This is a genomic window from Streptomyces sp. NPDC059201, from assembly GCF_042754585.1.
Lineage (GTDB): Bacteria > Actinomycetota > Actinomycetes > Streptomycetales > Streptomycetaceae > Streptomyces.
The window spans coordinates 893,279-917,863 of the sequence record NZ_JBHZBB010000001.1 but is presented as its reverse complement, the minus strand read 5'-3'; the positions used below and the strand labels follow the sequence as shown (position 1 = coordinate 917,863).

The 24,585-nt window shown below is 74.6% G+C and carries 19 protein-coding genes and 2 pseudogenes; 12 read left to right on the top strand and 9 right to left on the bottom strand.

The features are described from left to right. Nucleotides 1-26: 26 nt before the first annotated feature. Nucleotides 27-1,127, top strand: a complete 1,101-nt coding sequence (locus ACFXMG_RS04075; RefSeq protein WP_383815266.1) for a calcium:proton antiporter — start codon at nucleotides 27-29, stop codon at nucleotides 1,125-1,127. A 9-nt stretch (nucleotides 1,128-1,136) separates the two neighbouring features. Here ACFXMG_RS04075 and ACFXMG_RS04070 read toward each other — a convergent pair whose 3' ends face one another. Beyond that, nucleotides 1,137-3,554, bottom strand: a complete 2,418-nt coding sequence (locus ACFXMG_RS04070; protein WP_383815268.1) for a penicillin acylase family protein — start codon at nucleotides 3,552-3,554, stop codon at nucleotides 1,137-1,139. A 171-nt stretch (nucleotides 3,555-3,725) separates the two neighbouring features. Here ACFXMG_RS04070 and ACFXMG_RS04065 point away from each other — a divergent pair, with 171 nt between their 5' ends. Further along, nucleotides 3,726-5,222, top strand: coding sequence for a fatty acyl-CoA synthetase (locus ACFXMG_RS04065; RefSeq protein ID WP_383815270.1), 1,497 nt, complete (start codon nucleotides 3,726-3,728; stop codon nucleotides 5,220-5,222). On the opposite strand, the gene ACFXMG_RS04060 is transcribed toward ACFXMG_RS04065, so the two are convergent. Continuing rightward, entirely contained in the window at nucleotides 5,213-6,151 is a 939-nt protein-coding gene (locus ACFXMG_RS04060; protein ID WP_383815273.1) for an NAD(P)-dependent oxidoreductase, read from the bottom strand. The two genes, ACFXMG_RS04065 and ACFXMG_RS04060, sit on opposite strands and share 10 nt — an antisense overlap. A gap of 111 nt (nucleotides 6,152-6,262) precedes the next feature. Here ACFXMG_RS04060 and ACFXMG_RS04055 point away from each other — a divergent pair, with 111 nt between their 5' ends. Further along, entirely contained in the window at nucleotides 6,263-6,613 is a 351-nt protein-coding gene (locus ACFXMG_RS04055) for a winged helix-turn-helix transcriptional regulator (protein WP_383815276.1), read from the top strand. A 117-nt stretch (nucleotides 6,614-6,730) separates the two neighbouring features. On the opposite strand, the gene paaK is transcribed toward ACFXMG_RS04055, so the two are convergent. Further along, nucleotides 6,731-8,020 (bottom strand): phenylacetate--CoA ligase PaaK, encoded by a 1,290-nt coding sequence (gene paaK / locus ACFXMG_RS04050; protein WP_383815278.1) that lies wholly within the window; start codon nucleotides 8,018-8,020, stop codon nucleotides 6,731-6,733. 427 nt (nucleotides 8,021-8,447) lie between these two features. On the opposite strand from paaK, the gene ACFXMG_RS04045 reads away from it, so the two are divergent. The 4 genes from ACFXMG_RS04045 (at nucleotide 8,448) to ACFXMG_RS04030 (ending at nucleotide 11,518) form a co-directional block, all read left to right on the top strand. Next, complete coding sequence (locus ACFXMG_RS04045) at nucleotides 8,448-9,668, top strand: cytochrome P450 (RefSeq protein WP_383815280.1); 1,221 nt, start codon at nucleotides 8,448-8,450, stop codon at nucleotides 9,666-9,668. A 16-nt stretch (nucleotides 9,669-9,684) separates the two neighbouring features. Beyond that, complete coding sequence (locus ACFXMG_RS04040; protein ID WP_383815283.1) at nucleotides 9,685-10,239, top strand: cupin domain-containing protein; 555 nt, start codon at nucleotides 9,685-9,687, stop codon at nucleotides 10,237-10,239. Nucleotides 10,240-10,337: 98 nt separating this feature from the next. Next, nucleotides 10,338-11,114 (top strand): GNAT family N-acetyltransferase, encoded by a 777-nt coding sequence (locus ACFXMG_RS04035; RefSeq protein WP_383815285.1) that lies wholly within the window; start codon nucleotides 10,338-10,340, stop codon nucleotides 11,112-11,114. 62 nt (nucleotides 11,115-11,176) lie between these two features. After that, a complete protein-coding gene (locus ACFXMG_RS04030) occupies nucleotides 11,177-11,518 on the top strand; it encodes a DUF5713 family protein (RefSeq protein WP_383815288.1) in 342 nt (113 codons plus the stop codon). Nucleotides 11,519-11,524: 6 nt separating this feature from the next. On the opposite strand, the gene ACFXMG_RS04025 is transcribed toward ACFXMG_RS04030, so the two are convergent. Beyond that, entirely contained in the window at nucleotides 11,525-12,073 is a 549-nt protein-coding gene (locus ACFXMG_RS04025; RefSeq protein ID WP_383815290.1) for a hypothetical protein, read from the bottom strand. 93 nt (nucleotides 12,074-12,166) lie between these two features. Further along, nucleotides 12,167-12,631, bottom strand: a complete 465-nt coding sequence (locus tag ACFXMG_RS04020) for an MFS transporter (RefSeq protein ID WP_384119548.1) — start codon at nucleotides 12,629-12,631, stop codon at nucleotides 12,167-12,169. A gap of 410 nt (nucleotides 12,632-13,041) precedes the next feature. Here ACFXMG_RS04020 and ACFXMG_RS04015 point away from each other — a divergent pair. Beyond that, nucleotides 13,042-13,422 (top strand): annotated as a pseudogene (locus ACFXMG_RS04015) (hypothetical protein); the annotation flags it as partial. A gap of 13 nt (nucleotides 13,423-13,435) precedes the next feature. Here the strand turns inward: ACFXMG_RS04015 and ACFXMG_RS04010 are convergent. Further along, nucleotides 13,436-13,930: pseudogene (locus tag ACFXMG_RS04010) on the bottom strand (MFS transporter); the annotation flags it as partial. 44 nt (nucleotides 13,931-13,974) lie between these two features. Beyond that, the gene (locus ACFXMG_RS04005) at nucleotides 13,975-15,504 is read right to left on the bottom strand and encodes an MFS transporter (RefSeq protein WP_383815293.1); all 1,530 of its coding nucleotides are present in this window, start codon (nucleotides 15,502-15,504) and stop codon (nucleotides 13,975-13,977) included. Nucleotides 15,505-15,687: 183 nt separating this feature from the next. Between ACFXMG_RS04005 and ACFXMG_RS04000 the strand changes: the two genes are divergently transcribed. Next, nucleotides 15,688-18,984: a BTAD domain-containing putative transcriptional regulator gene (locus tag ACFXMG_RS04000; protein WP_383815296.1), complete on the top strand. Its 3,297-nt coding sequence runs from the start codon at nucleotides 15,688-15,690 to the stop codon at nucleotides 18,982-18,984. A gap of 27 nt (nucleotides 18,985-19,011) precedes the next feature. Here ACFXMG_RS04000 and ACFXMG_RS03995 read toward each other — a convergent pair whose 3' ends face one another. Further along, entirely contained in the window at nucleotides 19,012-19,827 is an 816-nt protein-coding gene (locus tag ACFXMG_RS03995) for a pentapeptide repeat-containing protein (protein ID WP_383815299.1), read from the bottom strand. Nucleotides 19,828-19,958: 131 nt separating this feature from the next. On the opposite strand from ACFXMG_RS03995, the gene ACFXMG_RS03990 reads away from it, so the two are divergent. Then, nucleotides 19,959-21,482, top strand: a complete 1,524-nt coding sequence (locus ACFXMG_RS03990; protein ID WP_383815302.1) for an alpha/beta fold hydrolase — start codon at nucleotides 19,959-19,961, stop codon at nucleotides 21,480-21,482. Between the two features lie 202 nt (nucleotides 21,483-21,684). Beyond that, nucleotides 21,685-21,816 carry a hypothetical protein gene (locus ACFXMG_RS03985; protein ID WP_383815305.1) on the top strand — a complete coding sequence of 44 codons (132 nt, stop codon included), beginning with the start codon at nucleotides 21,685-21,687 and terminating at the stop codon, nucleotides 21,814-21,816. Here ACFXMG_RS03985 and ACFXMG_RS03980 read toward each other — a convergent pair. Continuing rightward, a complete protein-coding gene (locus ACFXMG_RS03980; protein ID WP_383815308.1) occupies nucleotides 21,813-23,444 on the bottom strand; it encodes an acyl-CoA synthetase in 1,632 nt (543 codons plus the stop codon). The genes ACFXMG_RS03985 and ACFXMG_RS03980 overlap by 4 nt on opposite strands. A 165-nt stretch (nucleotides 23,445-23,609) precedes the next feature. On the opposite strand from ACFXMG_RS03980, the gene ACFXMG_RS03975 reads away from it, so the two are divergent. After that, nucleotides 23,610-24,410, top strand: coding sequence for a crotonase/enoyl-CoA hydratase family protein (locus ACFXMG_RS03975; RefSeq protein WP_383815311.1), 801 nt, complete (start codon nucleotides 23,610-23,612; stop codon nucleotides 24,408-24,410). Nucleotides 24,411-24,585 lie beyond the last annotated feature (175 nt).

The window sequence follows — 24,585 nt, the reverse complement described above, 5'->3', positions numbered from 1 at the left end:
CGGTCCCCTAGGGCAGGAAGAAGATGATGAGTACGAGCACCAAGGCGTTGACCCGGGAGTGGACCACGTGGGGGCCGGTGGTGGCCCTGCTTGCGCTGGTCTTCGCCTGGGGCGCCGAGCTACCAGGTCTCGCCGTGGCCCTCATCGCGCTCTGCCTCGCCGCCGCCGTCCTCGCCGCCGTGCACCACGCCGAGGTCATCGCCCACCGCGTGGGCGAACCCTTCGGCTCGCTCGTCCTCGCCGTCGCCGTCACCGTCATCGAGGTCGGGCTCATCCTCAGCCTCATGGCGGGCGGCGGCGAGAAGACCGCCACCTACGCCCGCGACACCGTCTTCGCCGCCGTCATGATCACCTGCAACGGCATCGTCGGCCTCGCCCTCCTCGTCGGTGCGCTCCGCAACCGGGTCGCGGTCTTCAACGCCGAGGGCTCCGGCGGCGCGCTCGCCACCGTCTGCACCCTCGCCACCATGACCCTGGTGCTGCCCACCTTCACCACCAGCCAGCCCGGCCCCGAGTTCTCCGGCGCCCAGCTCGCCTTCGCCGCCGTCGCCTCCATCGCCCTGTACGGCGTCTTCGTCGCCGTCCAGACCGTCCGCCACCGCGACTACTTCCTCCCCGTCGTCCCCGAGGGCAAGGAGTGCTCGGAGGACGACCACGCCGACCCGCCGACCAAGGCGGCCACCCTCGCCAGCCTCGGCCTGCTCCTCGTCGCGCTCGTCGCCGTCGTCGGCAACGCCAAGGTGATCTCCCCGACCATCGAGGACGGCGTCGAGTCCGCAGGGCTGCCCAAGGCCGTCGTCGGTGTCGTCATCGCCCTCATGGTCCTGCTGCCCGAGACGCTCGCCGCCGTGCGCGCCGCCCGCCGCAACCGCGTGCAGACCAGCCTCAACCTCGCCTACGGCTCCGCGATCGCCAGCATCGGCCTGACCATCCCGGCGATCGCGCTCGCCTCCATCTGGCTGTCCGGGCCCCTGGTGCTCGGCCTGGGCCCCCTCCACATGGTCCTGCTCGCCCTCACCGGTGTGGTGAGCGCCCTGACCGTGGTGCCCGGACGGGCCACGCTCCTCCAGGGCGGCGTCCACCTCGCGATCTTCGCCGCCTTCGTCTTCCTCTCCTTCAGCCCCTGACCCTGTCGCTCAGTCCCTGACCCACACCACCTTCAGCGCGGGCGAGCGCAGGATGTCCCTCTCGCAGAACCGGGAGGTCACCCAGCGCTCGCCCGCGTACAGCCTGGTCTGGTCGCTGTAGTGCGGCGAGGCCGGGTTCGAGGACTGGGAGTACGTGAGCAGGGTGCGGGCCACCGGGCAGCGCCCGCCGTCCCAGCCGACCGCCTGCACATGGCTCGTACCGTGCGCGACCTCCACGTAGCCGCCGCCCGCCGGGTTCCACACCGGCTCCGTCTTGTTCCAGACGCCCAGCGACTCCGTCCCGCCGCTCACCGGGATCCGCTCCCCGCCGCGCACCACGAACTGGTGGTCCCGCAGCGGCCCGTCCAGCGGGATCCCCGCCGTACGCAGCTCCGCCACCGCGTCCGCCAGCGCCTTCGCGAAGCCCGCCGAGCCCGTGTCGAGGCCGCGCGGGGTCCGGACCGGGTCCGCCGCCGAGAACGGCACCTTCCACTGCTGACCCGCCGGCACCGAGGCCGTGAACTTCCGCCAGAACCGGTCGAAGAGCAGCGCGCCCCCGCTGTCCGAGTCCATCGTGCGGTCCCAGGCGCCCAGCACCCGGCACGCCTCCGGGTCCGCCGGCAGCACCGCCGGGCAGGCGGCGACCACGTCCGCCACGGTCATGTCGGCGGCCGGCACCCGGTTGGCGAACTGCTGCCGCTGGAGGTCGCCCACCGTCAGCCGGCCCCGCGCGGCCATCCCCGCCACGTCCTCGATCCCGCCCCGGGTCCGCAGCGAGCGCGGGGTGGCGAGCGTGCCGAAGACCCGCTCGTAGCCGGTCAGCGGCCGCTCCGCGTTGGTCAGCCAGGCGCTGTCGTTGGAGTTCACCGCGTACGGGGCGTCCTTGAGCACCGGCATCCGGGACGGCCCGAAGACGCCCGGCTGCACCGCGTCCGGGTCCGAGCCGAGCGCGCACTCCGTCCGCGAGCCGTCGAGGACGGCGACGCCCGACGCCGGGTAGACGACCCGGCCGAGCGGGGTGGAGCAGCGCTCCGCGAGCTCGTCGGTGATCCGGGGCAGCACCTGCGACTGGCTGAAGAAGCTGTGCCCGGCCGAGTCCGCCGCGATCGTGTTCACCCACGGCAGGCCCTGGGTGCGCCGCAGCGTCTCGGCGACGTCCCGGGTGGAGCGGGCCTTGGCGAAGCCCAGCGCCGTGTCGGAGCCGCGCAGGTTCGCTGCGTTGGGGTCGTTGAGCGCGTACGCCGTGGTCGCCGTCCACGGCAGCGGCAGGCTCGCGCCGAGACCGCTGGTCACCGGGCCGTACCGCGTCCACCACTGGGTACGGGTCACCGGGGCGCCGTCCCGGTCCGCCACCGTCACCGTGCGCGCCGTCATCCGCTCCGGCTTCCCGTCCACCAGATAGGCCGTCGGGTCACCGGGCACCAGCGTCAGCTGGTGCAGGTTCATCGGCACACCGGTGGCCACCGTGTGGCTCCAGGCGACCTTGTCGTTGAAGCCGATGTTGACGACGGTCGTGCCGAGCAGCGAGGCGCCGGAGACGTTGAGCTCCCCGGGGATCGTCTGCTGCGACTGCCAGAACCGCCGGCCGCCCTGCCACGGGTAGTGCGGATTGCCCAGGAGCAGCCCGCGCCCGTTCGCCGTCGTCGCGCCCGAGAAGGCGACCGCGTTGGAGCCCATGGTGGCGTTCTCCGGCGCGAACAGCGCCCGCGCCGCCTCCGCCACGGTCTCCGGGGAGAGGCCGTCCGACGCCGTCCTCGCCGCCGGGGACGCGGCCGGCGGGCGGGCTGCCGCGATGCCGTCGACCGCCCGGCCCTGCCCGCCGAGCACGGAGACGGCGAAGCCGCGCCGGGCCACGTCCAGGGCCGTCACCGGCCGGACCCAGTCGGCGCCCGCACAGGCCGGATCGGTGATCCGGTTCTTCCGCAGCCAGGCGTTGTACCCGGCCGCCCACCCGCGCATCAGCTCCTTCAGGTCACCGCTCGGACCGGCCGGGGCCGGGGTGCGCAGCAGCGCCTCGACCGTGCCCGCCTCCTTGACGCCCCGGAAGTACAGGTCGCTCGCGAGGTTGGTGGTCGCGGAGGAGAGCGAGCCGTCCGGCGCGGCGGACGCGCCGAAGCGGCCCGAGCGCTCGCCGTTCACGGTCACGAAGCCGTCGGCAAGGACGCACACCTGGTCGGCGGCCTGCGCCCAGCCCGTGCCGAAGCCCAGGTTCGCGTAGTCCCTGGCGAGGATGTGCGGCACGCCGTACTCGGTGTACCGGATGACGGCGCTCAGCCCCCGGTCGGACGGCCGGTGCTCCCGGTCCCGTCCGCCGTGATCGGCCGCCGCGGCGCCTGGCAGCAGCCCTGCGGTGACGGCGGCGAGCGACGCGCCGACCAGGGCGAGCCGCCCTCGCGAGCGGCGGGTGAAGAGGGTGCGGACGGGCAAGATGCCTCCCAACGGGCAAGCGGACCGAGCCGGTTGGGCCATCCAGTCAGCAAGCGCTCGCTCTGTCAACATCCCGTTCGGTATCCGAGGCCCGGGGGTATCCGAGGCTTGGGCGTGTGCGGTCGCCGCCGGGTACTTGACCCGCCGCACCGCCGCGCCGAGGATCCAGCCATGGAACGAGGACTCCTCACCCGCACCGTCGACGGCGTGCTGCGCGCCACCGCCGAGCGCGTCCCCGGCCGGACCGCCCTGCGGTACGCGGACCGCGCCTGGACCTACGCCGAGCTCGACGCCGCCGTCTCCACCGCCGCCGCCGTACTGCGCCGCGAGCCAGGACTCGTGCCGGGCGCCCGGGTCGCCACGTACGGTCACAACTCCGACGCGTACCTGATCGCCTTCCTGGCCTGCGCCCGCGCGGGGCTCGTCCACGTGCCCGTGAACCACCACCTCACCGGCGACGACCTCGCCTATCTCCTGGACCAGTCCGGGAGTTCCCTCGTCCTCGCCGATCCCGGGCTCACCGACCGGATACCCGCGGGCGTACGGCTCCGGGCCCTGCGGGACGCGCCGGGCTCACTCCTCGACGCGCTCGCGGAATCGGAGCCGTACGACTCCGACAGCGATCCCCGCGACCTCGTGCAGCTGCTGTACACCTCCGGCACCACCGCCCTGCCCAAGGGCGCGATGATGACCCACCGGGCCCTGGTCCACGAGTACGCGAGCGCGATCGAGGCGCTCGACCTCACCGAGGACGACCGGCCCGTGCACGCGCTGCCGCTCTACCACTCCGCCCAGCTGCACGTCTTCCTGCTGCCGTACCTGGCGGTCGGCGCGGAGAGCACGATCCTCGAAGGGCCCGACCCGGAGACCCTGTTCGGGCTCGTGGAGGCGGGCCGCGCGGACAGCCTCTTCGCCCCGCCGACCGTGTGGATCGCCCTCGCCAACCACCCCGGCTTCGACGGCCGGGACCTGTCCGCGCTGCGGAAGGCGTACTACGGGGCCTCGATCATGCCCGTGCCCGTCCTGGAGCGGCTGCGCGGACACCTCCCCGGACTCGCCTTCTACAACTGCTTCGGCCAGTCCGAGATCGGCCCCCTCGCCACCGTCCTCGGCCCCGCCGAGCACGAGGGCCGGATGGACTCCTGCGGCCGGCCCGTCCGGCACGTCGAGGCGCGGGTCGTCGACGAGGACGGCAAGGACGTCCCCGACGGCACCCCGGGCGAGGTCGTCTACCGGTCCCCGCAGCTCTGCGAGGGCTACTGGGCCAAGCCCGAGGAGACCGAGGCCGCCTTCCGCGACGGCTGGTTCCGCTCCGGCGACCTCGCCGTCCGCGACGCCGACGGCTATCTGACGATCGTCGACCGGGTGAAGGACGTCATCAACTCCGGCGGGGTGCTCGTCGCCTCCCGCCAGGTCGAGGACGCCCTCTACACCCACCCCGCGGTCGCCGAGACGGCCGTCATCGGCCTGCCCGACGAGCGCTGGATCGAGGCGGTCACCGCGGTCGTCGTCCCGCGCGGCGAGGTCACCGAGGCCGAACTCCTCGCCCACGCCCGCGAGACCCTCTCCTCCTTCAAGGCGCCCAAGCGGATCGTCTTCGCCGACGCCCTGCCCCGCAACGCCAGCGGAAAGATCCTCAAGCGGGAGCTCCGCGACCGCTACGCCTGAGCCCCGGGCCCGCGCCCGCGCAGCACGTCCAGGATCTGGGCGGGCCCGGCCGCGCCGTCGCCGAGCGCCACGGTGCGGCGGGCCAGCCCCTCGACCGCGCGCATCACGCCGGACTCGATGCCGTGCGCCTCGGCGGCGTGCACGACGTGCGCCATCGTCGACACCGCCGAGCTCAGCGGGTTGATCGCGCCGGAGCGGTCGCCGCCGTTCTGCACGTCCTCGGCGAGCTCCTCGAAGAGCGACGGCAGGATGTGCGCGATCCCCGCCGCGAACGGAGCCAGTTCGAGCGGCTTGACACCCTCCGCCTGGGCCAGCGCCAGCGCGTGCCAGTACCCCGCCGACGCCGTCCAGAAGATGTCGAGCAGCGCGATGTCGTAGGCGGCGGCCCGGGAGATCTCCTCGCCGAGGTGCGTGTGGGTGCCGCCGAGCGCGTCGAGCACCGCCCGGTGCTCCTCGTACGGCGCGGCGGGGCCGCTGAAGAGGAACACGCCGTGCGGCGAGCCGATCGTGTCCGCCGGCGTCATGATGGCGCCGTCGACATAGGCGATACCGCGCTCCCCGGCCCACCGGCCGGTGTCCCGGGCCCGCTCGGGCGTGTCGGCGGAGAGGTTGACCAGGGTACGGCCCTTGAGCGCGGCCTCCACCGCGTCCTGCCGCAGCACCGCGTCCGTGGCGTCGTAGTTGACCAGGCAGACGACGGTCAGCGGGCTCGCCGCGACGGCCTCGGCGGCGCTCGCCGCGAGCACGGCGCCCCGCTCGACGAGGTCGCCCTCCCGGCCGGGCGTACGGTTCCACACCGTGGTGCGCACTCCGGCCGCGAGGAACGCGCCGGCCAGGGCGCGGCCCATCGGGCCGAGGCCGAGGACGGTGACGGCGGGCTGACGGGGGGAGGACTCCTGGGCGGACGGCTGCGGCTGGTTGGCGGACATGCGTGAACTCCTGTGCAGTGAATGCGGATTAGAGTGGGGTGTCGGCGCGGCCGGACGGCCGTGGACACACGGACCCACGGACGCACGAGGACGACGGGACGGAGAGGGACGATGGCGCGCATCCGCCTCGACGAGGGCGAGGTCTGCGGCGTGGCCGCGGCGATCTCGGTGGTCGACGGCAAGTGGAAGCCCACGCTGCTGTGGATGCTCGAATCAGGGCCGCACCGGCCCGGCGCACTGCGCCGGAAGGTGGGCGGGATCAGCGAGAAGGTGCTGACCCAGGCCCTGCGCGAGATGGAGGACGACGGACTCGTGCACCGCGAGACGCACGAGGTGGTGCCGCCCAAGACCGTCTACTCGCTGACCGAGACCGGGCTCGCGCTCTCGCTGCTGCTGGCCCCGCTCTCCGGCTGGGGCCACGAGCACCTCGACCGGCTGGCCGAGCTGCGCGCCGCCTCCTGACGCACTCCCTCCGGATCCGTGCGGCGCCGTCCCTGTGGACGTCTCCACCTTCTCCCGGGGCGGGGAGGGCGACAAGTACCCACTAAAAGGTGGGTACTCGGCGCCCCCCGGAATGCTTCAGTCCTTCCGCAGGTCGACGATCCGCTTGAGCTTGCCCACCGACCGCTCCAGCGTCTCCGGGTCCACCACCTCGACCGCGACCGAGACGCCGATGCCGTCCTTGACCGCCCGCTCGATCGCCCGCGCGGCCTCGGCCCGCTCCTCCGGCGTCGCGTCGGCGCGGGCCTCCGCCCGCACGGTCAGCGCGTCGAGCCGGCCCTCGCGGGTCAGCCGAAGCTGGAAGTGCGGGGCCACCGCGGGCGTCCGCAGGACGATCTCCTCGACCTGGGTCGGGAAGAGGTTCACCCCGCGCAGGATGATCATGTCGTCGCTGCGGCCGGTCACCTTCTCCATCCGCCGGAACGCGGGCCGCGCGGTGCCCGGGAGCAGCCGGGTCAGGTCCCGGGTGCGGTAGCGGATCACCGGCATGGCCTCCTTGGTGAGCGAGGTGAAGACCAGCTCGCCCTCCTCGCCGTCCGGCAGCACCTCGCCCGTGATCGGGTCCACGACTTCCGGAAAAAAGTGGTCTTCCCAGATATGCAAACCATCCTTGGTCTCCACGCACTCCTGTGCCACGCCCGGCCCCATCACCTCCGACAGCCCGTATATGTCGACCGCGTCGATCGCGAACCGCTCCTCGATCTCCTTGCGCATCGCCTCCGTCCACGGCTCGGCGCCGAAGACGCCCACCTTGAGCGAGGTCGAGCGCGGATCGACGCCCTGCCGCTCGAACTCGTCGAGCAGGGTGAGCATGTAACTGGGCGTCACCATGATGATCTCGGGCTCGAAGTCCTGGATCAGCCGCACTTGACGGGCGGTCATACCGCCCGAGGCCGGGATCACCGTGCAGCCGAGCCGCTCGGCGCCGTAGTGCGCCCCGAGGCCGCCGGTGAACAGGCCGTAGCCGTACGCCACGTGCACCCGGTCGCCGGGGCGGGCACCGGCCGCGCGCAGCGAGCGCGCCACCACGTCGGCCCACACCTCCAGGTCGCCCTCCGTGTAGCCGACGACGGTCGGCAGTCCGGTGGTGCCGCTGGAGGCGTGGACGCGGCGGATCCGCGACCGGTCGACCGCGAACATCCCGAAGGGGTAGTGCGCGCGCAGGTCCGCCTTGGTGGTGAAGGGGAACCGGGCCAGGTCGGCGAGCGAGCGGCAGTCGTCCGGGTGCACCCCGGCCGCGTCGAAGGCGCGCCGGTGGAAGTCCACGTGCGCGTACGCGTGCCGCAGCGTGCCCCGCAGCCGCTCCAGCTGGAGCGCCGCCAGCTCCTCGCGCCCGAGCCGTTCGCCGCCGTCCAGCAGTTCCGTCATGCGCCGCCACTCCTCCGCACTCGCCCGGCCGTGCCCGCGGAAAACGGACGACCGATCATTCGGTAGATACGTGTGGGGGCCAGTAAAACGTTCCCGGGGAGGGGTTTGGCAAGGGGTGGGCGCGAGCTTTCGCGCCGTCTTCCCGCTGGTTTCCCTCCGGTGCTTCGCCGGCTTCCCTCCGGTGCTCCGCCGGCTTCCCGCCGTGGGGCCCTCGGCGAGTGGGCGTGTCGCCGTCACCCCATGGGGTGGGTTCGCGAGGCCGTACGCATACGGGCGGCGGGGCCCGGGGACCGGTTGGACCATCCGGGGCCCCCGTGGCCCCGCACCCCCGCCGCCCGCACCGGGACCGGCGGGCCCGCCCGCGTGCCCGGACGAAAGCGAACGTCATGCCTGTGCCGCAACCGCCCACCCCCGCGGGGGTGACGCTGTGACCACCACCGCCCCCGGAACCGCCGACACCCCCCAGGTGCACTTCTGGGCCGTGCCCGACCTCACCGGCCTCGACTTCGACCCGATGCTCGCCAAGCTCCTCCACGAGGACCCGGTCAGCCGCGTCCGCCTCCCGCACGGCGAGGGCCACGCCTGGCTCATCACCCGCTACGAGGACGTCAAGTTCGTCACCGTCGACCCCCGCTTCAGCCGCGAGGCCGTCTGGGGCCGCCAGGTCACCCGCCTCGCCCCCCACTTCATCCCCATGGAGGGGGCCGTCGGCTTCGCCGACCCGCCGGACCACACCCGGATGCGCCGCGTCGTCGCCCGCGCCTTCAGCGCCCGCGCCCTCCGCTCGCTGCACGACCACGCCCAGACCGTCATGGACGGCCTCCTCGACCGGCTGGAGGCGCGGGGCCCCGGCGCCGACCTCGTGGAGTCGGTCAACCGGCCCTTCCCGCTCGCCATGGTCAGCGAGCTCATGGGCGTCCCCGAGGCCGACCAGCCGCTGATGGCCCACTGGACCGACACCATCATCTCGGCCGGCGCCGGCCGCGAGGCCAGCGAGCAGGCCAAGGCAGAGATGGGCCGGTACTTCACCGAGCTCGTCGCCGCCGGCCACGGCACCGACAGCGACCAGCTCGCCGCCGTCCTCGCCGAGGCCGTCACCGACGGCACCCTCACCGAGGACGAGGCCGTCGGACTCGCCGTCCTCATCCAGCTCGGCGGCGCCCACGCCGTCCGCAACAACAGCGCCAACATGGTCTACGCGCTGCTCACCCACCCCGAGCACCTGGCCCGGCTGCGCGCCGAGCCCGAGCTGATCCCGCAGGCCGTCGACGAGCTGCTGCGCTACATCCCGCACCGCAACGCCGTCGGCCTCTCCCGGATCGCGATGGAGGACGTCGAGGTCGGCGGCGTCGTCATCCCCGCCGGGGACCCCGTCTACGTCTCGTTCCTGACGGCCAACCGCGACCCCGAGGTCTTCCCCGAGCCCGAGCGGCTCGACTTCGACCGCGCCTACAACCCGCACGTCGCCTTCGGCCACGGACCGCACTACTGCCCCGGTGCCACGCTCGCCCGCCTGGAGTCCGAGATCCTGCTCGCCTCCCTGTGGGACCGCTTCCCCGGCCTGCGGCTCGCCATCCCCGAGGAGGCCCTGCGCTGGCAGCGCGGAGCGCTCATCCGGGGCCCCGAGTCGCTGCCCGTGGCCTGGTGAAAGGGAGCCGCACGCCATGACAGCCCTCTCCGTCGGAGCCGCCGGCGGCCTCGTCGTCCCGCCGGGACACGGCCGCGTCCTGAACGCCGCGGCCCAGCACGTCACCTTCAAGGTGACCGGTGAGCACTCCCGTACGGCCTCCACCTTCGAGGTCCTCGTACCGCCGGGATTCGACGTCGGCGCTCACTCCCACGGGCACAGCGAGGAACTCTTCTACCTCCTCGACGGCGAACTCGACGTCCTCGCCTTCGAACCGCTCGTCCGCACCCGGGACAGCTGGCGGGAATGGGAGTCCGCCTCGGGACAGCGGGCGGTACGGGCCACCCCCGGCACCCTGATCCTCGTGCCGCCCGGCTGCCCGCACGCCTTCGCCAACCCGACGGGCGCACCGGCTCGGATGCTCTTCCAGGCGTCCCCGCCGCCGGACCACGAGCGGTACTTCGAGGAGCTGCTGGAGATCCTCGCGGACGCGGGGGAGGGCGGCGAGGTCGACCACGCCGCCGTCGAACGGCTCCGCGTCCGCTACGACATCGACCAGATCACGCCGCTGCGGCACGACGCGGGGGCGTGAGGGGGCGTGAGGGAGGGGCCCGGGGGAGATCCGTGGGCGCGGCTTCCGGGCCGGAAAAGGCGTTGCCCGCCCCCGGGGGCCGCCGTTCAATGGCCCGGATGAACCTCGCACACCACCTCCTCGACCTGTACGACGCCCAGCTGCGGCGGGACGCGCGCCCCGACGGGCCCGGCTGCCGCGTCGAGCGCGCCGGCGACGTCGTCCGCCAGACCGGCCCCGCCCACGCCTGGAACGGCGTCCTCTGGTCCGGGCTCGACGCCCGCACCGCCGACGCGGCCATCGCCGCGCAGCTCGCCCACTATCGCGCGGAGGGCGTCCCCTTCGAGTGGAAGCTGTACGGCCACGACGGGCCCGACGACCTCGGCGCGCTGCTCCTGGCCGCCGGGTTCGAGGCCGAGGAGCCGGAGACGCTGCTCGCCGCCGAGGCGTCCGCGCAGGCCGGCGCCGTGGCGCTGCCGGACGGCGTCGAACTCCGTGAGGTCACCGACGCGGCGGGCGTACGCCAGGTCGTCGAGGTCCACGAACGCGCCTTCGGCACCGACAGCTCCGACCTCGGCCGCCGGCTCCTCGACCGGCTCGCCGCCGACCCCGGCACCGTCACCGCCGTCCTCGCCCTCGCCGACGGGGTCCCCGTCAGCGCGGCCCGCCTGGAGCTGTACCCCGGCACCGACTTCGCCGGGCTGTGGGGCGGCGGCACCGTCGAGGAGTGGCGCGGCCGGGGCCTCTACCGGGCCCTCGTCGCCCATCGCGCCCGCGTCGCCGCCGCCCACGGCCACCGGTACGTGCAGGTCGACGCCGCGCCCACCAGCCGCCCCATCCTCCAGCGCCTCGGCTTCGTCCCGCTGACCACGACCACGCCGTACGTGCACGCCTGAGGGCGTTGTCAGTGCCCCGGTGCATCATCGGGAGGAGTGAGCACGCACGGGAGGGGACCGGCATGACGATCACGAACCGGAAGGTGGAGGAGTACGCGTTCCTGCGCGGCCTGTACGAGGACGGGTACTTCCCCGACCACGTGGTCGACAAGGGCCGCGAGATCCTGCTCCGCCTCTGCGAGCGCGTCGAGGCCGAGCGCCCCGCCGACCTCGCGGCGCTGTACGTCCTCACCCACGCCGCGACGGAGGAGTTCAACCTCCTGGAGGCCGAGTTCGAGGCGGCGGGGAGCGAGATCGAGACCGTGGCCCGCGAGGAGATAGGCGAGGACTTCTGGTTCGTGGCCACCGCGTACGGCTTCCCGGACGCGGACCCGGAGGAGCTGATCGCCACCCGCGAGTGGTGAGGTTCGTCAGCCGAGTGCGGCTCGGCGCGCCGCGATCCTGGCTCGGTACGCCGGGTACCAGGGTTCGCCCTGCGACCGCTCGATGACCGCGAGCGCCTCGCGCCGGGCGCGCGACTGACGGACCGTGTCGACGGCGAACCACAGGCAGAGCACGGGCAGCACGACGCGCAGGACCCCGAGCGGCACGAACAGCACCACCGCCGCGAGGGCGGTGGAGGCGACGAGGTTGGTCACCACGAGCATCCGCGACGCCATCCGCGCGGTGTGCGCGGGATCGGCGGGGCCGTCGCCCGGGTCCTCGGAGGCGTAGACGGTCGCCTCCCGGGTCAGCGCCCGCTGCCGGAGCAGGATCCACAGGCCGGGCGCCACCACCGACAGCACCGCCACGATCCGGGCCGTCCCCGCGTCGGGCAGCCACACGACGGCCGCACTCAGCACGCTCAGCACGAGGTGCGGCCACGGCGGGATGATCGCCTGGAGCGCCCGCATCCCTTCTGCGTCGAGCAGTTCGGCCATGTCCCGCTTCGGGGGGCGGGCCGGAGTGGTGTCGCTCATGGAGGTCCTTCGAACGGGGTGGCGGGACCGGTGGGGATCGTCCGGTACATGATCAGACCCGTCACGGTCGCGGAAGGTTGCCCCGGCCGGCCCTCAGCCCGTGGCGAGGGCGCCGACGGCCGGGCCGAAGGCCGCGCCCAGGAGATAGCAGAGGGTGAAGAGGCCGAGGGCGGAGGGCATTTCGTCGGCAGGGGAGACGCCGGCGGCGCGAGCGCCGAGCACCGCCTGCCCCGAGGCCGCCGCCACCGAGGCGGCAGCCTGGGCGGCCAGGAGAACGGGCAGACCGGTCCCCCGCGTCGCCGCCGCCACGCCCAGCACGGCCAGGGCCACCAGGACAGTGACCATCGTCCGATGCCCCAGCCGCGTCGAGACCGCCGCCACCGGCCAGGAGACCAGCCCGCCCAGCAGGAGCGGCCAGACCATCGCAAGCCCGATCCGGTCGGCGGACCAGTCCGTGGTCACGGAGAGCGTGCCCGGGATCGCGTACATGAGCCCGAAGTTGACAACGGCCAGCCCGAAGGCGAGCGCGCACGCCGCGAGGAACGACGGCCGCGCCACGACGACAGCCGGCACGAACCCCGCCGGCCGACGCCGCGCGTGCCACGCGAGAGCGGTCACCGCCACCACAACCCCGACCACCGCCCACGGCTCCCCGGGAACGAGCACGAGCGAGGTCACCAGCACCACGAGCAGCCCCGCACCGACGCCGTCGAACCGCCCTCCGCCGTGCCACGCTCGGTCGGACTGGCCTTCGCCGGACTGGCCTTCGCCGAACCGGCCTCCGTCGTGTCGCGCTCCGGCGGACTGGCCTTCGCCGGACCGGTCTCCGTTGTGCCGCGCTCCGGCGGACTGGCCTTCGCCGGACCTGCCTCCGGCGGACCGGTCTCCGTTGTGCCGCGCTCCGGCGGACTGGCCTTCGCCGGACCTGCCTCCGGCGGACCTGCCTTCGTCGTGCCGCGCTCCGGCGGACTGGCCTTCGCCGGACCTGCCTCCGGCGGACCTGCCTTCGTCGTGCCGCGCCCCGCCGGACCGGTCTCCGCCGGACCGGCCTCCGCCGGACCGGCCTCCGCCGGACCGGCCTCCGCCGGACCGGCCTCCGCCGGACCGGCCTCCGCCGGACCGGCCTCCGTCGTGCCGCTCTCCGCCGGACGGCGTTCCGTCGTGCCCCGCTCCGTCGAACCCCGTTCCGTCGGACCGTCCTCCGTCGAACTTCCCCCGGTCGGGGCGCCCTCCGGCGGACGGCACCTCGGCGACCGGCGCCTCGCCGGACGGCCGCTCGGCAGCCAGCCGCTCGGCAGCCGGCGTCCCGGCGGACCGCGCCTCGGCGGTGGGCCGCGTTTCGGTCCCGGCGCCGGTTTCCCGGCCCGGCTCCCGGGACAGCCCGCGCAGCGCAAGTGCCGCGCCCGGGAAGGCGGCCAGGGGGAGGATCAGGACGGCTTGCCAGGACAGGGTGTCGGCCAGGAGGGAGCCGGTCAGGGGGGCCGTTGAGCCGATGACGGCCAGGGCGGCGCTGACCGCGCCCATGCGGCGCGGGGTGGCCGCCAGGGTCATCGCCGTCGTCGTGAGGCCCGCCGCGCCCAGCGCCTGGAGCGCGCAGCCGGCGACGGCCACGGTCGCCACCGGGGCCGTGAGGACAAGCGCGGCGCCGACGGCGAGCAGTGCCGCCGACGCCCGTACCGCCGTCCTGGCGCCCCGCTGGCGTAGTACCCCCGCCAGCAGCGGCGTTCCGACCGCGATGCCCCAGCCGAAGGCCGCCACGCACCAGGAGGCGGTGGAGACCGGGACGCCGAGACCGCGCGCGATGTCGTCCAGGATCAGCGCGGGTCCCGCGATGCCGAAGGAGAGGGGCCCGGCCATCAGCGCCGGCGCCGCCGCCGGGACGCGGCCGGGGTGGCCGGTCGTCACGAGGACGCCTTACGCAGGGTGGTGACCGCGATGGCGGCGGAGGCGACGGCGATCACCGCGCAGACCGCGCCGACCGTGTTCAGGCTGTTCGTGTACGCCTCGCGGGCCGCTTCCAGCACCCGGCCGGCCGTCTCCACCGCCCCCGCAGGGAGCGCCTGCGCGGCCACGAGCGCCGTGTCCGCCCCGCTGCGCACCGCCTCGGCGAGCTGTGGCGACACGCCCTCGGGGACCGTGACCGTGCCCTGGTAGACGGCTGTGCCGAGGCTGCCGAGGAGGGCGATGCCCAGGGCCGCGCCGAGGTCGCCGCAGACCGAGGAGAGCGCCGCCGCCGAACCGGCCCGCTCCGGCGGCGCCGAACCCACCACCAGGGCCGTGCCCAGCGCGCCGATCGGCCCGCCACCGAAGAACGCCGCCACGAAGCCCGCGACCAGCAGCGGCAGCCCGCCCACCGGCCCGGCGACCACGAGCAGCCCGTAGCCCAGGGCCGCCACGAGGAGCCCGCCCGCGACCACCAGGTACACCGGGAAGCGCCGGGCGAGCGTCGGGGCCAGCTGCGCCGCGACGATCGACGCGATGGCGGACGGCACCATCCACAGCCCCGCCTCCATCGGCGAGAGGCCCACCACCAGCTGGAGGTAGCCGGTGATGAAGAGGTAGCTGCCGCCGGTGGCGACCATCGAGACCAGCAGGATCGCCAGGGCCGCCGTGAACCCCCGGCCCCGGAACAGCCCGAGGTCGAGCAGCGGGTGCGCGATCCGCCTCTGCCGCGCCACGAAGACCGCGCCGACGGCCGCGCCGCCCACGAGCGTCACCAGCGGCACCACCGACCAGCCGTGCCGCGCCAGCTCCTTCAGCCCGTGGATCACCGGCAGCACCGCCGCCAGCGACAGGACGACGCTCACCAGGTCGATCCGCCCGCCGCCCGGCTCCTTGTACTCCGGCAGCAGCCGGGGCCCGGCGACCAGCAGCACCAGCATCACCGGCACCCCGATCAGGAAGACCGAACCCCACCAGAAGCGTTCCAGGAGCAGCCCGCCGACGACCGGCCCGAGCGCCGTGCCCGCCATGAAGCAGCCCGCCCACACGGCGATCGCCCGGCCGCGCTGCCCCGGGTCGTGGAACATGCTGTTGATCAGCGACAGCGTCGACGGCATCAGGGTCGCCGCCGCGATCCCGAGCAGCGCCCGGGCCGCGATGAGCATCTCCGCGCTGGTCGCGTACGCGGCGAGCAGCGAGGTCAGGGCGACCGCCACGGCCCCCACGAGCAGCAGCCTGCGCCGCCCGACGCGGTTGCCGAGCGCCCCCATCGTGATGAGGAAGCCGGCGATGAGGAACCCGTACACGTCCATGATCCACAAGGACTGCGTGCCGGTGGGCCGCAGCGACTCCGCGAGGTGCGGAAGGGCCAGGAACAGCACGCTCTGGTCGAGCGAGATGAGCAGCGTGGGCAGCGCCAGCACGGCGAGCCCCGCCCACTCCCGGCGCCCCGCGAGCCGCGCGGCGCCCACCGGTGAGATGACGGACATGGTCGTCCCTTCCTGCTGTGAGGGTGACTTCGGGTACGACCCTGCCGAGGGGCGCTCTCGGCCCTCTCTCGGTTCTCTCTCGGCCCCGACCGGGGCCGCGCCCGGTCCACCGGCGCCGCGCCCGGTCCACCGGCGCCGTCCTCTCCCGGTTCGCTGTCAGTCCCGTGATCTAGGGTGACCGGCATGCGTTTCGGAGTGCTGGGGCCGCTGGCCGTGTGGACGGAGGACGGGACACCGGTCGCGGTCCCCGAGGCGAAGGTCCGCGCCCTGCTCGCCTGCCTCCTGACCCACCGTGGGGAGGTCGTGCCCGCCGACCGGCTGGTCGACGAGGTGTGGCCGGACGATCCCCCGGCCCGTCCGGCCGGCGTCCTCCAGAACAAGGTGTGGCGGCTGCGCAGGGCCCTGGAGGAGGCCGAGCCGGGCGCCCGGCGCCTCCTCGTCTCCCGGCCGCCCGGCTACGTCCTCGAAGCCCCGCCTGGCAGCGTGGACGCCGACCGCTTCCGCGCTCTCGCAGGGCGGGCCCGCGCCGCCGCCGATCCCGCAGCCCGCGCCGCCCTCCTCGGGGACGCGCTCGCCGAGTGGCGCGGTCCCGTCCTCGCCGACTTCGCCGACGAGGACTTCGTCCGCGCCACCGCCGCCCGCCTGGAGGAACAGCGGCTCTCCGCCCTGGAGGAGCGCGCCGAGACCCGCCTCGGCCTCGGCCTGCACGTCGAGGTCGCCGACGAGCTGGGCGACCCGGTCGCCCTCCACCCGCTCCGGGAACGGCTCCGCGCCGTCCACCTCCGCGCCCTCTACCTCTCCGGCCGGCAGAGCGAGGCCCTCACCGGGTACGAGGAGGTGCGCACCCGGCTCGCCGACGAGCTGGGCGTGGACCCCGGGCCCGAACTCACCGCCCTGCACCGGGCGATCCTCACCCAGTCCACCGAACTGACCCCACCGGCACCCGCCCCCACCCCGATAACCGCCCCCACCCCCATGACCGCCCCCACCCCGGTCCCCGCCGCGCTCACCGGCCTCATCGGCCGTGACGACGCCGTCGAGGAGCTGGGCGCCCTGCTCCGTACCGGCAGGCTCGTCACCCTCACCGGCTCCGGCGGCGTCGGCAAGACCCGCCTCGCCCTCGCGGCCGCCGCCCGCGCGGCGGCCGGATTCCCGGGCGGGGTGCGGCTCGTGGAGCTGGCCGCCCTGGACCGCGCCGGGGACGGGCGGCGCCGGGAGACCGCGCTCGCCGAGGTGCGGGAGGCCGTCGGCCGCGCCGTCGGGGTGCGCGACGACGTGCCGCCCGCCCCGGGCACCGACCCGCTCCCGCTGGTCGACCGGATCGCCCGCGCCCTCGGCGACGCCCCCGTCCTCCTCGTCCTCGACAACTGCGAGCACGTCGTCGAGCCCGCCGCCGAACTCGCCGCCCGGCTCCTCGCCGCCGCGCCCGCGCTCCGCGTCCTCGCCACCAGCCAGGTCCCGCTCGGCCTCACCGGGGAGCACCTCCACGAGGTCCCGCCGCTGCCCCGCCCGGACGCGGTGGAGCACCCGGACCCGGACGCCGTGGGACGGTTCGGCGCGGTGGAGCTCTTCGTCGCCCGGGCGACCGCCGCCGCGCCCGGCTTCGCCCTGGACGCGGGCACGGCCGCCGCCGTCGTGGCGATCTGCCGGCGCCTCGACGGCATCCCGCTCGCCCTGGAGATGGCCGCCACCCGCGTGCGCGCCCTCGGCGTCCGCGAGGTCGCCGCACGGCTCGACGACCGCTTCCGGCTGCTCGCCGTCGGCGCCCGGGGGGCGCCCGCGCGCCAGCGGACCCTCCGCTCGGTCCTCGACTGGAGCTGGGACCTCCTCGGCCCCGCCGAGCAGGCGGTGCTGCGCCGCCTCGCCGTCCACACCGGCGGCTGCGCGCTCGACGCGGCGGAGGAGGTCTGCGCCGCCGGTGACCGTGCCCCGGACACCGGGGAGGCCGTGGACGCCGCCGAGGTCGTCGACCTCCTCGCCCGGCTCGTCGACGCCTCCCTCGTCGTCGCCGCGCCCGCCGGCACCGACGGCGCCGTGCGCTACCGCCTCCTCGAATCGGTCGCCGCCTACGGCACGGAGCGCCTGGGCGAGGCCGGCGAGACGGAGCCCGTACGACGGGCCCACCGCGCCTTCTACCTGCGGCTGGCCGAGCGCGCCGAACCGCTGCTGCGCGGCGCCGAACAGGCGTACTGGCTCCGCCGCCTGGACGACGAGACCGCCAACCTGCGCGGCGCCCTCGACTCCGCCGTCTCCGCCGGGGAGGCGGAGACGGCGCTCCGGCTGGTCACCTCCCTCTGCTGGTACTGGCGGCTGCGCGGCCGGGGCGCCGAGGCCGAGCGCTCCCTCGTCGCGGCCCTCGCCGTGCCCGGCCCGGCGCCCTCGGAGCTCGTCGCCCGGGCCACGGCCTGGCTCGGCGGCGTCCGGCTCGCCTCCGGGGGCAGCGCCGACCCGGTCGCCGACTACCGCTCGGCCCTCCACGCCTACGAGCACGTGCACGACCCGCTGGAGCAGGCGCGTGCCGCGTGGTTCCTCGGCTCCCACCTCTACGGCATCGGGAACGCCGCCGCGAGCGCCGGGCTCGTCGACGGCGCCCTCGCCCGCTTCGAGGAGCTCGGCGACCCCTGGGGCGAGGCCGCGGCCCTCGCCACCCGCTCCTTCCACGCCAAACTGCGCGGCGACTTCGGGGCGTTGCTCCGGGACGGCCGGCGGAGCCTGGAGCTCTTCCGGGAACTCGGCGACGAGTGGGGGCAGTTGCAGGCCATGGTGCCGCTCCAGACGCGGGCGGAGATCGTGGGGGAGTACGCGTACGCCGGCGAACTCCACCGGACGTGCCTGGACATCGCGGAACGGCTCGACCTGCGCCGCGAGGTCTCCTTCCAGCTCTCCGGCCTCGGCCGGATCGCGCTCCTCACCCGCGAATACGGGCGGGCGCGCGAGTTCCACGAGCGGGCCCGGCGGATCGCCGTCGAGCAGACCGACAGCTTCGGCGAGCAGTACGCGGAGATCGGCCTCGGCATGGGCGCCCGCCGGGAGGGCGATCTCGACGCGGCGGAGGCCCACATGCGCAACGTGCTCGACACGCATCGACGCATGGGCTACGAGCCGGGCATGCCCGCGCTGATCCTCGCCGAGCTGGGCTTCGCGGCGGAGCTGCGCGGCGACGCGGACCGCGCCGTGGAGCTCCAGCGCTCGGGTCTCGCCGCCGCCCGGGCGACCGGCGACCCCCGCGCGCTCGCCCTCGGCCTGGAGGGCCTCGCGGGCGCCGTCTCCCTCGCCGGTGACGCCGCCCGCGCGGCCCGGCTCCTCGGCGCGGCCGCCGCCGCCCGCGCCTCGGTCGGCGTCCCCCTCCCGGAGGGCGAGCACGACGACGTCCTCCGCGTCATCGCCCGCGTCCGGGCGGCGCTGGGGCCGGAGGCGTATGAGGAGGAGTACGAGCGCGGCGCGACGAAGCCACCGGAGGAACCGGAAGGCTCAGCCTGAGCCCACCGAAGGCCGGTCCCGCGTGGCTCAGGCCGTCCAGTGCGCGGGCCGCTCGAAGCCCTGCGGGAGGACGGTCCTCGCGTCGCCGCGCGCCGAGTTGAGCTGGGGCTGGGTGAGGAAGAGGGCGTCCGTCAGGGTGGCGCCGGACAGGTCCGCGTCGCGCAGGTCGGCGCCGATCAGGTCCGCGAGGGTGAGGTCCGCGCCCGTCAGGTCGGCGGCGATCAGCAGCGCGCCGCGCAGGTCCGTGCCCCGCAGCTTCGCGCCGCGCAGCCGCTTGCCGATGAGGTCGGCCCCCCGCCGGCCGCGGGGCTTGCCGCCTGTCGTGGCGCGGACGAGTTCGCTGGTCCGCAGCAGCAGCGGGTTGACCTCGGCCCGTACGGGGGCGACGTCGAGCTTCTCCAGGTCGGCGGCCGGAAGCGCGGTCAGCTCCCCGACCCGGGCGAGGGCCGCGCGCAGTTCGCAGTGGATCCGGCGGGCGGCGGGCCGCTCCAGCGCCTCGGTGAGGTAGCGCAGCAGTTCGTGGAGCTGCCGCATCACCGGGAAGACCTCGTACATCTGCCGGGCGGTCTCCGGCGCCTCCCGCCACGACACGCCGCCGAAGGTCACCTGGGAGACCTGCTGACCCGCGCCGAAGCAGTCGTACACCGTGCAGCCCTGGAAACCGCTCGGCCGCAGCCGGGTGTGGATCCCGCACCGGAAGTCGTCCTGGAGGTTGCGGCAGGGGTCGCCGGCGGACTTGTTCACGGCGAAGTCGGCCGACTTGGCGAAGGGCAGCGCCACGCAGCACAGACCGAAGCACTGCGCGCAGTCGCCGCGCAGGGCGGATTCCCGGGTGTCGGGCACGGTGGAACGGTTCCTTCGCGTTGTGGGGACGATCCGCCCACCGTATCGCGAGCCCGGCGGGCCCGGCGGGCGCCCGGGACATGGGCGAATCCGATTGCGCGGAGCCTCCGCCAGGCAAGAAGATCATGGTCATGCCGACGTTCACGACCCATGACGGGACCGCACTCTCCTACCGGACCGTGGGGGAGGGGGAGCCGCTCGTCTGTCTCGCGGGCGGCCCGATGCGGGACGCCGCCTACCTCGGGGACCTCGGCGGGCTCGCCGCGCACCGCGCACTCGTCCTGCTCGACGCCCGGGGCACGGGCGCGAGCGACGCCCCCGCCGATCCCGGCACCTACCGCTGCGACCGGCAGGTGGACGACGTCGAGGCCCTCCGCGCCCACCTCGGTCTGGAGCGGATCGACCTCCTCGGCCACTCGGCGGCCGGGAACCTCGCCGTCCTCTACGCCGCCGCGCACCCCGGGCGGATCCGCTCCCTCGTCCTCGTCACCTCCGTCGCCCGCGCGCTCGGCATCGTGACCACGGACGAGGAGTGGGACCGGGCGGTCGCCGTCTTCGCCGACCGCGACGGCTACCCGGAGGCCAGGGCCGCGCTCGACGCGATCGGCCCCGACACACCGCTGCCGCGCGTGTACGAGCTGGCCGCCCCCTTCTCGTACGGCCGCTGGGACGGGCCCGCCCGGGAGCACGCGGCGGCCGGGGCACGCGAGATGCACTGGGAGGCGGCCGTCCTCTACCACGGGGACGGCGCCTACGACCCTGAGGCGACCCGCCGCGCCCTCGGCGCGCTCACCGCGCCGGTCCTGGTCCTGGCGGGCGAGTACGACGCGGGCCCGACGCCCGGTCAGGCGGCTGCGGCCGCCGCTCACTTCCCGGACGCGGAGCTGGTCGTGCAGCCGGGCGCCGGGCACTACCCGTGGGTCGACGACGCGGACGCCTTCGTCCGCACGGTCGCCGCGTTCCTCGACCCCGCCGTCCGCACGGTCACCGTCGACGGCGTGCGCCTCGCCTACCGGGTCGCGGGACCCGAGGACGCCCACCCTCTCGTCCTGGTCCACGGGCGCGGCGAGTCCTCCCTGACGTGGGCGGGCGTCGTGGGCGACCTGGCCGCCGACCACCGGGTGTACGCGGTGGACCTGCGCGGCCACGGGCTCAGCGACCGGCCGGGCGGCTACGGCTTCGACGCCTTCCGCGACGAACTCGGCGGCTTCCTCAAGGCCCTCGGCCTCACCGGCGCCACCGTCGTCGCCCACTCGATGGGCGCCGGCGCCGCCTGGCTCCTCGCGCACCAGGAGCCCGCCCTCGTCGGCCGCCTCGTCCTGGAGGAACCGCCCGCCTTCGTCCCCCTCGACCCGCCGCGCCCGGTGCCCGAGCGCCCCGAGGCCCCCCTCCCCTTCGACTGGGAGATCGTCCCCACGACGGACGCCCAGCTGAACGCCCCCGACCCGGCCTGGCGCGCCGGACTCCCCGCGATCACCACCCCCACCCTGATCCTGGCCGGCGGCCCCACCAGCCACGTCCCCCAGCACCACCTGACCGCCCTCGCCGAGACCGTCCCCGCCGCCCGCCTGGTCACCATCAAAGCCGGACACCTCATCCACGAGACCCACGCGAAGGAGTTCCTCGCCGCGCTCAGGGAGTTCGGCACCGCGTGAGGTCCGTGGGGATCTTGAGGACGGTACGGGCGGAACCCACTTGCGGTGAACGCCTGACCCGTTACGACGCGTCCGCCCGTCCCGCCGTGGCGGTGGACGCCGCCGACGTCCTCCCGGACGGCGAGCTGTTCCTCGGCCGGCCGGGCCTCCTCGTCGCCCGCCGGGTCCTCGCCCCGGTGGGCGAGGACCGCTGGGAGGAGGAGTGGGACCGCGTGCCCGGATCGCGTACCCGCCGGGCATCGTGGAGTCGGCGCGCGTGCTGCCGCTCGGCGACGGCACCTGGCTCACCCTCCACGGGGACACCGTCCGCCGCTGGCGTACCGCCGACAGCTAGGCGCGTTCCGCCGCGTCCGCCTCCGTCGCCACCGTCTTGGCCCAGCGGTAGTCCGCCTTGCCGCTGGGGGAGCGCTGGATGCTGTCGGCGAGGACGAGTTGGCGGGGGACCTTGTAGCCGGCGAGGTGGCGGCGGCAGTGCTCCTGGACGGCCGCAAGGTCGAGAGGGGCCGAGCCGTCGCGCTGCTGGACGACGGCGGCCACGTGGTTGCCCCACTTCGCGTCGGGGACGCCCGCGACCAGTGCGTCGTACACGTCGGGGTGCGACTTGAGGGCCTGCTCGACCTCCTCCGGATAGACCTTCTCGCCGCCCGTGTTGATGCACTGGGAGCCGCGCCCGAGGACGGTCACCACACCGTCCGCGTCGACCGTGGCCATGTCGCCGAGCAGCACCCACCGCACGCCGTCCCGCTCGAAGAAGGTCTCCGCCGTCTTCGCCGGGTCGTTGTAGTAGCCGAGCGGCACGTGGCCGCGCTGCGCGAGGCGGCCGATCGCGCCGACGGCGACCGGCTCCAGGGTGACCTGGTCGACCACCTGCGTGCGCTCGTTGACGTGCAGCCGGAAGCCCTTCTCCGGGCCGGAGTCGTCGGTGGCCCGCCCGTTCGAACCGGACTCCGTGGAGCCGAAGTTGTTCAGCAGGATGACGTTCGGCATCAGCTCGCGCAGCTGCGCCCGTACGGTCTCCGACATGATCGCGCCGGAGGAGGAGAGGCTGAACAGCGCGGACAGGTCGGTGCCGCGGAGCGGTCCGGCCAGCGCGTCGATCAGCGGGCGCAGCATGGCGTCCCCGACGAGGGAGATGCTGGAGACCTTCTCCTTCTCCAGCGTCCGCAGCACCTCCTCGGGCACGTACTTGCGGTGCAGCACCACCCGCTGGCCGTAGTTGAAGGCGATGAAGCTGGTGAGGGTGGAGGTGCCGTGCATGAGCGGCGGCGCGGGGAAGAAGGTGATGCCGGCGCCGCCGGCGGCGACCCGCTCGGCCAGTTCCTCGGGGCGCTTGACCGCCTCGCCGGAGGGGTCGCCGCCGAACAGCCCGGCGAAGAACAGGTCCTCCTGGCGCCACAGGACGCCCTTCGGCATGCCGGTGGTGCCGCCGGTGTAGATGATGAAGAGGTCGTCGCCGGACCGGGCCGCGAAGCCGCGCCCGGGCGAGGCCCCCGCCTCCGCCTCCTCGATCGGTACGGAGCCGAGGGCGGCGGCGCCCTCGTGCGGGGTCCCCACCCGCACGAGGTGCCGCAGCTTCTCGCTGCGCGGCAGGGCCGCCGCCACGCGGTCGGTGAACTCGGCGTCGTACACCAGGGCGGTGAGGTCCGCATCCCGGTAGAGGTAGACCAACTCCTCTTCCACATACCGGTAGTTGACATTCACGGGCACGATCCTGGCCTTCAGGCAGGCGAGGACGGTCTGGAGGTACTCGACGCCGTTGTACAGGTGGAGCCCCAGGTGCTCGCCGGGGCGGACGCCCGCGTCGAGCAGGTGGTGGGCCAAACGGTTGGCCGCCTCGTCGAGTTCGGCGTAGGTGAGCCGGCGCTCGGCGCCGGTCCCGGGGTGGTCGACGTAGACCAGCGCCTCGCGCTCGGGCACCACGTCCACGACCGATTCGAACAGGTCGGCAAGGTTGTACTCCACCGTTCCTCCTGACCCCGGCGCGTTCGGACTCGGGCGGTCATCAGAGCACCGACCGGGCGAGGTGGGAAGGGGGCGCGTCAAATAATCTGACTGAGTGTCAGAAAACTATTGAACTGCCCCGGCCACTACTGCAACCTGTTCCAGAACTGGAGACGGGAGATGCCCATGGCCGGCACCGAACACCTCACCGTGCGGCGCGAAGGCGCCACGCTCGTCCTCACCCTGAACCGCCCCGAGGCGAAGAACGCCCTGTCCCTGCCGATGCTCGTCGGCCTCTACGACGGCTGGATCGAGGCCGACGCCGACGACTCCGTCCGCTCGATCGTCCTCACCGGAGCGGGCGGCGCCTTCTGCGCGGGCATGGACCTCAAGGCCCTCGCCGGGAAGGGCATGGAAGGGGAGGAGTACCGCGACCGGCTCAAGGCCGACCCCGACCTGCACTGGAAGGCGATGCTCCGCCACCACCGCCCCCGCAAGCCCGTCATCGCCGCCGTCGAGGGCGCCTGCGTGGCCGGCGGCACCGAGATCCTCCAGGGCACCGACATCCGGGTCGCCGGAGCCTCCGCCCTCTTCGGCCTCTTCGAGGTCCGCCGCGGCCTCTTCCCCATCGGCGGCTCCACCGTCCGGCTCCCCCGCCAGATCCCGCGCACCCACGCCCTCGAAATGCTCCTCACCGGCCGCCCCTACACCGCCGAGGAGGCCGCCCGCATCGGACTCGTCGGCCGCGTCGTCCCCGACGGCACCGCCCTCGACACCGCCCTCGACCTCGCCGAACGCGTCAACGCGTGCGGGCCGCTGGCCGTCGAGGCGGTGAAGGCGTCCGTCTACGAGACCGCCGAGATGACGGAGACGGAGGGGCTCGCCGCCGAGCTGAAGCGGGGGTGGCCGATTTTCGATACGGCGGACGCGAAGGAGGGGGCGCGGGCGTTCGCGGAGAAGCGGCGGGCGGTGTACCGGCGGGAGTGAACCTTTCCCCACCCCGCCCCTTCCCGTAACCGGGGCTCCGCCCCGGACCCCGCGCCTCAAACGCCGGCGGGGCTGAAATTCGCCGGCCGCAGGCCGTACGGGGGCCTGGGGGCTAGCCCCCAGTTTCGGGAAGGGGCGGGGTGGGGGAAGGCCCCGCGCAGCGGCCCGCCCCGCC

What these genes read in the sequence shown, in the direction of transcription:
- ACFXMG_RS04075 (WP_383815266.1), top strand. Translation starts at nt 27, where the DNA reads ATGAGTACGAGCACCAAGGCGTTGACCCGGGAGTGGACCACGTGGGGG.
- ACFXMG_RS04065 (WP_383815270.1), top strand. Translation starts at nt 3,726, where the DNA reads ATGGAACGAGGACTCCTCACCCGCACCGTCGACGGCGTGCTGCGCGCC.
- ACFXMG_RS04060 (WP_383815273.1), bottom strand. Translation starts at nt 6,151, where the DNA reads ATGTCCGCCAACCAGCCGCAGCCGTCCGCCCAGGAGTCCTCCCCCCGT.
- ACFXMG_RS04055 (WP_383815276.1), top strand. Translation starts at nt 6,263, where the DNA reads ATGGCGCGCATCCGCCTCGACGAGGGCGAGGTCTGCGGCGTGGCCGCG.
- paaK (WP_383815278.1), bottom strand. Translation starts at nt 8,020, where the DNA reads ATGACGGAACTGCTGGACGGCGGCGAACGGCTCGGGCGCGAGGAGCTG.
- ACFXMG_RS04040 (WP_383815283.1), top strand. Translation starts at nt 9,685, where the DNA reads ATGACAGCCCTCTCCGTCGGAGCCGCCGGCGGCCTCGTCGTCCCGCCG.
- ACFXMG_RS04035 (WP_383815285.1), top strand. Translation starts at nt 10,338, where the DNA reads ATGAACCTCGCACACCACCTCCTCGACCTGTACGACGCCCAGCTGCGG.
- ACFXMG_RS04030 (WP_383815288.1), top strand. Translation starts at nt 11,177, where the DNA reads ATGACGATCACGAACCGGAAGGTGGAGGAGTACGCGTTCCTGCGCGGC.
- ACFXMG_RS04025 (WP_383815290.1), bottom strand. Translation starts at nt 12,073, where the DNA reads ATGAGCGACACCACTCCGGCCCGCCCCCCGAAGCGGGACATGGCCGAA.
- ACFXMG_RS04005 (WP_383815293.1), bottom strand. Translation starts at nt 15,504, where the DNA reads ATGTCCGTCATCTCACCGGTGGGCGCCGCGCGGCTCGCGGGGCGCCGG.
- ACFXMG_RS04000 (WP_383815296.1), top strand. Translation starts at nt 15,688, where the DNA reads ATGCGTTTCGGAGTGCTGGGGCCGCTGGCCGTGTGGACGGAGGACGGG.
- ACFXMG_RS03990 (WP_383815302.1), top strand. Translation starts at nt 19,959, where the DNA reads ATGCCGACGTTCACGACCCATGACGGGACCGCACTCTCCTACCGGACC.
- ACFXMG_RS03975 (WP_383815311.1), top strand. Translation starts at nt 23,610, where the DNA reads ATGGCCGGCACCGAACACCTCACCGTGCGGCGCGAAGGCGCCACGCTC.